Source organism: Candidatus Eisenbacteria bacterium, from assembly GCA_030017955.1.
In the GTDB taxonomy this organism is placed as follows: Bacteria; Eisenbacteria; RBG-16-71-46; order JASEGR01; family JASEGR01; genus JASEGR01.
Genome location: JASEGR010000027.1, coordinates 24,376 through 35,050, shown reverse-complemented (window position 1 = coordinate 35,050; position 10,675 = coordinate 24,376). Strand labels below are relative to the sequence as shown.

General features: G+C 51.7%; 11 protein-coding genes. All 11 read left to right on the top strand.

All coding sequences use genetic code 11. The features are described 5' to 3' along the window. The first annotated feature begins 205 nt into the window (after positions 1-205). Positions 206-655 carry a hypothetical protein gene (locus QME66_06140; GenBank protein ID MDI6808548.1) on the top strand — a complete coding sequence of 150 codons (450 nt, stop codon included), beginning with the start codon at positions 206-208 and terminating at the stop codon, positions 653-655. Between the two features lie 64 nt (positions 656-719). Beyond that, a complete protein-coding gene (locus QME66_06135) occupies positions 720-1,514 on the top strand; it encodes an undecaprenyl-diphosphate phosphatase (protein MDI6808547.1) in 795 nt (264 codons plus the stop codon). A gap of 212 nt (positions 1,515-1,726) precedes the next feature. Further along, positions 1,727-1,912, top strand: coding sequence for a hypothetical protein (locus QME66_06130; protein MDI6808546.1), 186 nt, complete (start codon positions 1,727-1,729; stop codon positions 1,910-1,912). Between the two features lie 189 nt (positions 1,913-2,101). Beyond that, positions 2,102-3,718, top strand: coding sequence for an ATP-binding protein (locus QME66_06125; GenBank protein MDI6808545.1), 1,617 nt, complete (start codon positions 2,102-2,104; stop codon positions 3,716-3,718). 124 nt (positions 3,719-3,842) lie between these two features. Then, positions 3,843-5,234 carry a sigma-54 dependent transcriptional regulator gene (locus tag QME66_06120; protein ID MDI6808544.1) on the top strand — a complete coding sequence of 464 codons (1,392 nt, stop codon included), beginning with the start codon at positions 3,843-3,845 and terminating at the stop codon, positions 5,232-5,234. A gap of 227 nt (positions 5,235-5,461) precedes the next feature. Further along, positions 5,462-5,848 carry a response regulator gene (locus QME66_06115; protein ID MDI6808543.1) on the top strand — a complete coding sequence of 129 codons (387 nt, stop codon included), beginning with the start codon at positions 5,462-5,464 and terminating at the stop codon, positions 5,846-5,848. 5 nt (positions 5,849-5,853) lie between these two features. Beyond that, the gene (locus QME66_06110) at positions 5,854-6,156 is read left to right on the top strand and encodes a sigma factor-like helix-turn-helix DNA-binding protein (GenBank protein MDI6808542.1); all 303 of its coding nucleotides are present in this window, start codon (positions 5,854-5,856) and stop codon (positions 6,154-6,156) included. A 15-nt stretch (positions 6,157-6,171) separates the two neighbouring features. Beyond that, positions 6,172-6,960: a FliA/WhiG family RNA polymerase sigma factor gene (locus QME66_06105; protein MDI6808541.1), complete on the top strand. Its 789-nt coding sequence runs from the start codon at positions 6,172-6,174 to the stop codon at positions 6,958-6,960. Further along, the gene (locus QME66_06100; protein ID MDI6808540.1) at positions 6,957-8,756 is read left to right on the top strand and encodes a response regulator; all 1,800 of its coding nucleotides are present in this window, start codon (positions 6,957-6,959) and stop codon (positions 8,754-8,756) included. The genes QME66_06105 and QME66_06100 overlap by 4 nt, the downstream gene beginning before the upstream one ends. A gap of 35 nt (positions 8,757-8,791) precedes the next feature. Further along, positions 8,792-9,808, top strand: a complete 1,017-nt coding sequence (locus tag QME66_06095) for a Gfo/Idh/MocA family oxidoreductase (GenBank protein ID MDI6808539.1) — start codon at positions 8,792-8,794, stop codon at positions 9,806-9,808. Between the two features lie 80 nt (positions 9,809-9,888). Continuing rightward, entirely contained in the window at positions 9,889-10,632 is a 744-nt protein-coding gene (locus tag QME66_06090; GenBank protein MDI6808538.1) for a DapH/DapD/GlmU-related protein, read from the top strand. Positions 10,633-10,675: the final 43 nt, after the last annotated feature.

Here is a 10,675-nt window from a genome sequence, read left to right as displayed (position 1 = left end):
TGTGCCTTATGAAACACCCTGCATTTCGTCAAGTTATTTCTGGGACGGCACACTAAGGATGTGGAGATTTGCATCCCTGCGCCGTCGCACCCCTCCATGTACTGCGCGCACGGCCGTACCAACATCTTTATTGATTGACATGACAGGCACCTCCCAATAGACTGCCGCTCGAAGGTTCATTCCAAATCGGGAGGAAAACTAACCTGTGGCGAGCGAGAAGTTAGTCAGGTGTGAAGTCAGGAAGAAAGGCTCCTCTCGAAGTGTGAGGTATGTGCCCAGTGAAGTCTTTGAGCTGTGGCAGTACCTCATGACTGAAAAACACGGCTTCGACATTGAGAGCCCGGTTTCTTCACTCTGGATGGATAATGATGAAGCGGAAGGCGTGATTTCTTCGGAAGAGAAAGTTGACGAGGTTGATGAAGTCATCCTACTTGTGTTTGAAGAAGAGCGCGGCATGTTCAAGAGAATTTGCCGGTATTTCCTTTCGAGTGAAGCCGAGCAGCTCAAGGAGAACCTTGTCTCCCATTTCAGCAAGGGCAAGGACGTCAACCTGACGGTTGCCACAAAGAAAGGTGTGTGGGTAAGAAGGCTCCTGGAAAGAAGTGATTCCCCAGAGTCTGTCGGGAGAGAAGAAGTTCTCCCTTTCAGATCATAAGATTGCCGTTGAAGAAACCCTCGCCTGACTCCGCAAATCAGCTGCCTCTCATGGAGACCAAGAGATGACACTTTTTCAAGGCCTGCTTCTCGGAGCAATCCAGGGGACAACCGAGTTCCTCCCGGTGAGCAGTTCAGCTCATCTGGTTTTTGCAAAATCAATCTTTGGAATTAGAACAGCGGGTGCAAGCCTTGAGGTGGCACTGCATCTCGGCACCCTTCTCTCTGTTCTTGTACTGCTGAGGAAGGATGTTGTGGGGATTCTCGCCTATCTTTTCTCTTCCAGGAGAAAAAAACGCGCGCATGGAATCGATGAACGGGAGAGAGTCCTTGGAATCATAGTTGGCACACTGCCTGCGGTAATCATAGGGCTTACATTCAAATCAGCATTGGAGAGTACCTTTTCGAAGCCGGATTTCGCGGGAATAGCTCTTTTTCTCACCGGTGTGTTCCTTCTCGTGACAAGACGGAAATCAGGAGAGGGAAGGGAAGCGAGAAAGCGGGACTGGCTTTACGTCGGGCTTGCCCAAGCTGTCGCGATATTGCCTGGGATTTCGCGTTCCGGCTCGACGATTGGAACCGGTATTCTCTTGGGATTGCGGCGGGAGACAGCGCTCAAGATGTCCTTTCTCCTTTCGATTGTTGCCATCGCTGGTGCCGCCGTTGTTGAGCTTCCAAAGATTTCGCAGGCGGAGGTAATAGCTCCGGCGTACCTTATTGCCTCGGCCATATCCTCTTTTCTATTCGGGTGCCTTTCTGTGTTGGCGCTCTTTCGTCTTGTGAGGAGGGGCGCCTTTGAATATTTCGGAGTGTACTGCCTGGTAGCGGGAGTTCTTGCCTCACTCTATTTCCTGAGATGAAGCTGCTCCCGGGACCCTCACCTCAGTCCTCTCCCGCACGCGGGAGAGGAAGATCAGGGAAGGGGTTGTTGCTGGCCTCACCTTGATCCTCTCCCCGTAGGGGAGAGGAGGACAACGAGACTCTTGATTCTCTCCCCGCAGGGGAGAGGAGGACAACGTGGGATAGATTATGTGTAAAGCTTTGGGATATTAGGCCGATTTTTCAGAGTGAGATGACAGTCGAGAGGAATGCGCGACAGAAAAGCTGTGGCAAGGCTCCTTCTTTCGAACGGGGAGAAACGGCTCAAGCCAAGATCGAGAGAGTGAGAGATAGGGTGAAGTCCGGCTACTACGACCTTCCCGAAGTGAAGAGATCTCTTGCAGTGCTGCTTGCTGAGTTTCTTGAGAAAGAGCAGTAGGCAGCAAGCACTGCTTTTCGCCCGCCGACCAGTTCCCTTTTGATCCCAAGAAATCTTTAGCATGTCACACTCCCCCACATTTCAGTCATCATGCACGGTGAACATTCAGTATGCCGCCAGGGTTCCTGAATCCCTCGATTGACAGCTTCCAGCCAAAGTGCTAGAACCAGCTTTGAGGGGGCGCGTTCTGTGGAAGGTACTAGCGAGAAACTCAAGGAACTTTCGATTCTGTACAAGATCGGGAAAGCTTCCGCATCCGCATTCGATTTCCCCGGATTCCTGGCATCAATCGGCGATGTACTAACCAAAGACTTCGACGCTTCCGGTTTCTCGCTCCTTCTCATGGAAGACGGGAAACTCGTTGAAAAGGCCTCATCGGGTTTGGACCGCCAGGTCGTCGAAGAAGCACTGCGTGCTTTTGACGAAATCTGCAGGTCAGGTGTCTTCGAGAGTTTCGATCTTGTCTCGATGGACACGTTGAAGGGAAGATTCCCGGCTTTCTTTTCAGGGGCATGTGACTGTGGAAGTTCTCTCTACTGTTTGTCGCTCGATCACTACTCTGGTCTTTTTGGAATACTCCTTATAGCAAAAGAATTCCGGTCAGAGGAGGATTTCAACGTACACATCGAACTATTTAAGGCCATGAAGGCCATACTCTCCGAGGGACTGGCGAACGTAAAACTCATGAGAGATCAGGTGAGACTGACTGAGTTTACTGAAAGCATTCTCAGAAACATGAACAGCGGTCTCATAGCGATAGGGCTTGATGGAAAAGTCATGTACTTCAACACGTCCGCCCAGGAGTTGCTTGGTTACGAAACGAGAGACATTGTCGGCAAAGAAGTGGAGGAGGTTTTCGGTGCCGGTTCCGGAGGCTCAGTGCTCAAAGGAGTTCTGAAGGGCGGAGCCGCGGAGGAAGAGGTGTATCTGAAGAACAGCTCCGGGGCCGAAATCCCGGTAAGCATGAGAGTCTCCTGCATCAGGGATGAAAAGAGCGGAATAACGGGCGCAGTGGGAATTTTCAATGATCTGAGTGAATCCAGGAGGATTGAAGATCAGCTCAGACGAACCGAGAAGCTTGCCTCCCTGGGCGAGCTCTCGGCCGGGGTCGCACATGAGATAAGAAATCCGCTTGCCGGCATTGCCACCAGTGCGCAGGTCTTGAAGAGCAAGTTTGAGGAAGATGACAAGAGAACAAAGTTCATCGACATCATTCTTGAAGAAGTTGAGAGACTGGACAAGATTGTTGAAAGAGTCCTTCTTTTCGCGAAGCCGGTTGCTCCGAGTCTTTCCTTCACAGACTTGAGAGAATCGATTGAAAGGGTGCTTGCATTGTCCGGAGATCTTATCCGGAGCAACGGCATAAGCGTGGTCAAGCAGTATGAAGAGCCGATTCCGATGGTTTACATTGACCAGGATCAGATGGTTCAGGTCATCCACAACCTTGTGACAAATGCGCTACATTCCATGCCGCAGGGGGGCACACTCACGTTCAGGCTTCTCAGTCTGAAGAAGGCAGGGCCCCACCGGAGGAGAAAAGGGGATTTGGAGAGCATAAGACTTCAGCCGAAAGAGTTTCTGAGACTTGAAATCATAGACACCGGATGTGGAATCCCGAAAGAGATTGTCGACAGGCTCTTCGATCCATTCTTCACGACCAGGCCGGAGGGAACCGGCCTGGGACTTTCAATTTCCCAATCCATTATCAGGGAGCACGGAGGTACGATAGCCGTTTCGAGTGAAGAGGGAAGAGGGACGGTTGCGACTGTGGAGCTTCCTCTTGAAAAAAGAAAGGCGCGAAGTTGAGACCCCTCACCCTGCCCTCTCCCCAGAGGGGAGAGGATCAAGGGATGAGCCCAACGCCCGCTGTTGTCGTTGAGACCTCTCCCCAAGGGGGAAAGGATTAGGCTGAGAGAATAGGAGCAAGAAGTTGAGGAATACCGTTCTCATAGTCGATGACGAAGAAGGATTCCGCTGGCCTCTGGGCGAGTTTCTCAAGGACAAGGGATACAACGTATTCATTGCTGAGAATGGAAAGCAGTGCATGACGGTCATTGACGAAGAGGACGTTGACGTAGTCCTTCTCGACGTGAGGTTGAAGACTGAAGACGGGATAAATGTCTTGAAAGAATTAAGGAGCAGGTTCCCCGAGAAAGACATCCAGGTGATTATGATGACGGCGTTCACCACACTTGATTCAGCCTTTGAAGCCGGGAAATACGACTGTTTCCGGTATGTGAAGAAGCCTTTCGAAATGGATCACATGCTGAGGAACATTGAAGATGCCATCAAACCTGTCCAACTCTCCGATGAGATTAAGCGCCGGAAGCAGCAGGAGAACGAGAAGTTTGAAATCATCGGAAAGAGCCGGCAGATGAATGAGATTCTGGAGAAGCTGAGGAGAATAGCGCCAAGCGCGGCCACCGTGCTCATAGAAGGCGAGACAGGTGTCGGGAAAGAACTGATAGCAAGGCAGATTCACAACATGGCAGGTCGCGGCATGTTTGTTGAGGTGAACTGCAGCGCAGTCCCTGAGAACCTTCTTGAGAGCGAGCTTTTTGGCTACGAAAAGGGGGCCTTCACTGATGCCAAGAAGTCGAAAAGGGGGCTTGCTGAACTTGCAAGCCCGGGTACACTTTTCCTTGACGAGATTGGAGAAATGAGTCTGGGCCTCCAATCCAAACTCCTTCGTGTCCTTGAGAACAAGAGTTTTCGCAAGGTGGGCGGAACAGAGGAAGTGAGGATAAATGCCAGGGTGATCGCTGCCACCAACACAGACCTGAAGAGCCTTGCTGAGCAGGGAAAGTTCAGGGAAGACTTGTACTACAGACTGATAGTGATCCCCATCTATGTCCCGCCACTCAGGGAGAGAGTCGAGGACATTCCAGTCCTCATTGAGCACTATGCTGCAATCTTCAGCAGGGAATTGAGAAAGAGGGTGGAAGTCTCAGGGGAGGCAATGCAGTTGTTCATAAGCTACCCATGGCCCGGCAACGTGAGAGAGCTCAGGAATCTTGTCGAAAGAATAATACTGCTTGAAGATGACGACCGCATCCTGCCCGAGCATCTCCCGCCGGAGGTTAGAAATCCGTCTCGCGGACCTGGCGAAAGAGGTCCTGATTCTACACCCACCCAGGGCGGTCCCAATTCGCTCAAGGAGATTGAGCTTCTTGCCATACAGGATGCGCTGAAAAAGTCTGGAGGCAACAAAACGAAAGCCGCGGCGATTCTTGGGATCTCCAGACAGACCCTGAGAGCGAAGCTGAAGGAATGCGGTCTCCTTCCTCATGAAGAACGGTCAAAAACTTACCAGACCCGGTAAGATTTTTGCCGTCTCCTGGCAACTATCTAACCCCGAGTTCTCCTAGAACCGTTCTTACCTCCCAACCGCGCCCGTCTCAGCCCGGAAACTTGAATCTCTAACTCACTGAAATAAAAGGCAATTCCCGCCCCCATTCTTTTCCTTCCTGAAAATTCCAGGCTTTCATTCTCCCGAGACAGGTTTGGCCCGTCCATTGCGTAATCACGCTGCAACAAAGGGGGCACATCATGCCGGGAGAATCAATTCTCATCGTTGAAGACGAGAAAGCGACAGGGTGGGCACTCGCCCAGACTCTCAAAGAAGATGGATACGAAACTACCGTCGTTGGGAGTTCCGAGGATGCGCTCAAGCATCTCTCAAAAAGGGACTGTGACCTGCTCGTCACCGATGTTCGACTTCCGGGAATGAACGGGGTCGACCTCGTAAGAGCTCTCAGGAAAGACCCGCCTTCTCCGCCCGCAATCGTGATTACTGCTTACGGAACGCAAGAACTCAAAGAAAAAGCTGCCAAAGCTGGAGCAGATGCCTGGTTTGTCAAGCCGTTCAACGTTCGTGAACTCAAGCAGAAGATAGCTGCGCTCCTCGAAAGCAGCACTCTCTCCAAAGGGAGGTGAAACGGATGAAATCAGGAAGCACAGTGGAAGAACGTCCGAGAAAGACTCGGGAGAAGGATCTCGAATCCGGGGAGCGTGTCACGTCGAATTCTCGCCTCGTGGAATCACTCCTTCTCGTACTTTCCGAAGATGAAAGGATGGTTCTTTCACTTCGTTACCTTGAACGGATGAGCTTCCGGGACATTGCGGCAGTACTTGATATTCCGCTTGCCAGGGTTGTCGGCCTCCACTCCAACGGGCTTTCGTTCATAAAGTCCAGACTTGCCCAGTCCTTCGAGTGGCCCAAGTGCCGCCTCAAGAGAGCCTAGTGAAAGGGGGAATTCATGTCGTCTGTTCAACTGTTGTCCTCTTTAAACCCTGACGTGCCGGCATGCATCAAGGGCAGCCAGAAGAAGAAAGAGGTTGCCCTAAGAAAGTACGCAGGACTCGTGAAGTATGTCGTCGAGAAGATTGCATCAGGTCTCCCTAGATGCGTGGATGTTGACGACCTTCTGGACGCCGCCGTGATCGGGCTTATGGATGCGCTGGAGAAGTTCGATCCCGGCAAGGGAATCAAGTTCGAGACCTATGCTGTCTGGCGAGTGAAGGGAGCCGTTCTCGACGAGCTCAGAGCGATGGACTGGGTGCCAAGAACTACCAGAAGAAAGGCCCGGTTCGCCGAAGCCGCGGCGAGGACACTTGATCAGAAGCTCGGACGGGCCGCGACGCAGGCAGAGCTGGCCAATGCGCTGGGAATGACTCCCGGTGAGCACGGCAGGTTGATGGAGGAAATAAGAGGTTCTCTCCTTATCCCGATCGAACGCACTGTCTCGAAGGATCTGGAACTCGAACAAGGAGGGCTTGAGGAGACTATCGAGGACGAGAACTCGCCCGACCCGGAAGCGCTGCTTGAAAAAGAGGAGACGGTGAAGCTGCTTGAAGAGTCAATTGAGAAACTTCCGGAGCAGGAGCGGCTTGTGGTGGCACTATACTACTACGAGGATCTGACTCTGAAAGAGATCGGAGAGGCGCTTCAGATATCAGAATCGAGAGTTTCGCAGATTCATGGAGAAGCGATGAAGAAATTGAAGACGAGGTTGGGAAGAAAGCTTGGCGAGGTCGCTCAAAGTTGAACTCATCCACTGAAACGGCAGCCGTCACAGTCAAAGCTGAACTTGACACACCAGAAGAACTTGACTCCCGGGCGCTGCTGGACGAGGTTTCGCAGAGTCCCACAAGAGTCCTTGTGGTTGATGATGAGGAAAATGTTAGGGAGATCTTCCTGGAACTCTTCAGGGAGAAGGGCCACGAGGCAGATTCGGCCAACACCGGCGAGGAAGCATTAAGGAAGATAAATGAGACGGAGTACGACCTTGTTCTCACGGACATTAACCTTCCCGGAGTCGATGGCCTCGAAGTAGTCAAAGCTGTAAAGGCGAAAAACGAAACGACCTGCGTGATTGTCATCACTGGTTATGCCTCCACAAGAACTGCAATAGATGCTCTCAGACACGGTGCGTATGACTACGTGACAAAGCCCTTCGATCTCTGGGAAGTAGCCCAGACAATAGACAGGGGTCTGTCAAGCTGCAGGCTGACTGCCGAAAACCAGCTGCTGCTCCAGAGACTGAAAGTGGCCAATGAGGAACTCAAACAGCACAAGGAAACGCTGATCGAAAAGATAGAGTTGGCAACGCGAAGACTGAGGACCCTCTACGAGTTCGGCAAAGAAATTACATCAAGCCTTAGTCTTGGAAACACTTGTAGTTCCATTACCGAGAAAGCAAGAGCACTGATTCTGTGCGACACGGTCTTCCTTTTTCTTTTTGACGAGAATTCGAGTCAATATTCCACTGTAGCAGGAAGCGGGGTTGAGAATCTCGGGATTTCAGAGGTCAAGTGCTCACCCTCTGATGGCTTCCCGGGAACGGCTCTCTCGCTGGAAACTCCCACTGTTCACACCAGGCCGAAGATATTGGGCGTAAACGGAGAGTACGCTCCTACGAAAGGACCAGGCGCGTGCCTTGTTGTTCCACTTTCGACTCTGGGAGAAAGAATAGGCGGGCTTCTTCTTGCAAGGGCAGAGGAGAAGCCGTTCTCGCAAGAGGATATGGAAATGTTGTCTTTGTTCGGGAGGCAGGCGGCGATAGCGCTTTCGAACGCAAGGCTCTATGAGAAAACGAAGGAGCTTGACAGATTGAAGTCCGAGTTTGTGGCAGTTGTATCGCATGAGCTGCGGACTCCGCTCACATCCATGAAAGGTTCAATCGATCTTCTGCAGGACGAGAGGCTTTTCAAGCCATCCGAAACTCAAAAGGAACTGCTCGGTATCTGCGACGCCAATGCCACACGGCTTATTAAGCTTGTATCGGACATACTTGATTTCTCCAAGATGGACTCTTCGAAATTGTCTATGGATTTCGAGCCGATTGATGTCGTTGAGGTGCTCAGACAATGCATCAGGAACATAGAGGGCCTCGCGAAACAGAAGAATTTGGGCATTCTGGCCGATCTGCCTGGACAAGAGGTGATTGTTGAAGCAGACGGGGCCAGGATCGAACAGGTGGTGACAAACCTTCTCGGCAACGCCATCAAGTTCTCTGAGGCACAGAGCAAGGTGTCCCTCTCCTTTACAGCCAGAGAGAACGAGATTGAAGTCGGGGTCAGAGACCAGGGGTCAGGAATCGCGGTCCAAGACATAAAGAAACTCTTCAAGAAGTTTCAACAGCTCGACGGCTCAATGACGAGAAAGGTCGGAGGGACCGGGCTGGGTCTTGTGATCTCGAAAGGCATAATCGAGCAGCATCATGGCCGGATATGGGTCGAAAGTGAGATTGGGAAAGGAAGCCTGTTTGCCTTCGCAATTCCACTCAAGCAGCCTGGGGCCGAGGGACAAGCGGCCATCAAGGAAATAGTTCCTCTGACTTGACAACATTGACCTCGAAAGCATAGGATTACCGCACGATGATAAGAATAGGTGTAGTCGGAGCTGGTTCGTGGGGCATCAACCACGTCAGAACATTCGCGCAGCTTCCTGTCTGCAAACTGACGATGGTAGCCGATCTCTCTGACAAAAGCCTTGCAGCCTCGAAGAGAATTGAGCCGTCCGTAAGAACCACGAAAGATCATAGCGAACTCCTCGCGAGTGATGAAGTGGATGCAGTCGTTATTTCATCCAGTGCAGAGACTCATTTCCCAATTGCCAAAGAAGCTCTCGAACACAACAAGGATATCCTGATCGAGAAGCCGTTTGTTCTCAAGATCAAGGAAGGCGAGGAGCTGGTAAGCCTTGCAGAATCAAAAGGCCGCATTCTCATGGTCGGGCATCTGCTCAAGTATCATCCGGCCGTGATACGGCTCAAGGAACTTGCGACATCAGGTGCTCTTGGAAAAGTCTTCTACATTTGCTCAAAGAGAGTGAACCTGGGCGTGGTCAGGGCAAACGAAAATGCCCTCTGGAGCCTCGCACCGCATGACATATCCGTCATGCTCTATCTCCTCGACCGCGATCCGGTCATGGTTGCCGCCACAGGACAATCTTATATTCAGAAAGGAATAGAAGACGTTGTTTTCTTCGCCCTCTACTTTTCCTCCGGAGAGATGTGTCACGGGCATGTAAGCTGGCTCGATCCTCACAAGATAAGGGAGTTCATCGTTGTCGGCAGTAAGAAGATGGCTGTTTTCGATGACATGGAAGCCACGGAGAAGATGAAGATATACGATAAGGGTGTCGAGGGTGCGCCCGAGAGTTATGCGTCCTACGGCGAAGCGATCGCTATCCGAATGGGTGACATTTATGTTCCCTGGATCAGGATGGTTGAGCCTCTGAGAAGTGAGGCGCTGCACTTTCTTGAGTGTGTGAAAGAACGAAAGACTCCTTTGACCGACGGGAAAGACGGGATGAGGGTATTGAGAGTGCTGGAAGCTGCCCAGCTCTCGCTCAGGAACGGCGGAACCCCCGTGAAATTGGAGTCCCACTGAAGAGCCGTTCTCAATATCAACGGCGTTTCTGATGCCGTGCCGATTGGAGACGGTCAGAATCTCAAAATGAGGAGGGTCTTGTGGAGAATTGCATAGCTCCAAGTGCGAAAATTGGGAAGGGCGTCAGTTTTGGAAAGGGTGTCATAGTTGAGGACAACGTTGAGATTGGAGAAGGCACAACAATAGGTTCATATGTTGTCATCCACAACGGAACGAAAATAGGCGCGCGTGTCCGGATTGACGACAATGTGGTCATTGGAAAACTTCCGATGAGAGCTGTTTTCAGCACACTGAAAGTGCCGGATACCCTTCCGCCTGCAAGCATAGGAGATGACTGCCTTGTTGGCTGCTTCACAGTTGTCTACCGTGGAGCAATGGTGGGAAAGAAGGTTCTTGTTGCCGACCTGGCTTCAGTCAGGGAGGACGTCACGATCGGCGAGGGAACGATTGTTGGAAGGGGCGTAGCGATTGAGAACAAGACAACGATCGGAAGCTATGTAAAGCTCGAGACAGGGAGCTACATAACAGCCTTCTCCACCATAGAAGATAGAGTTTTTGTCGCTCCAATGGTGACAACTACAAACGACAACTTCATGGGAAGGACGCAGGAGAGATTCAAACACACAAGAGGGGCAACCGTAAAAAAGGGAGGAAGAATTGCTGCAAACTCAACCTTGCTGCCTGGAATCGTAATTGGCGAGGACGCGGTTGTAGCCGCCGGCTCGGTTGTCACTAAGAATGTTCCTCCTTCGAAGATAGTCAAAGGGGCTCCTGCCTCCGTGTGGCGGGATACTCCGAAGGAGCAGCTTCTCGAGAATCAATAGTCACGGGAATTCCCTGACCGCGGCAAGCACGCGGCGGTGCGCA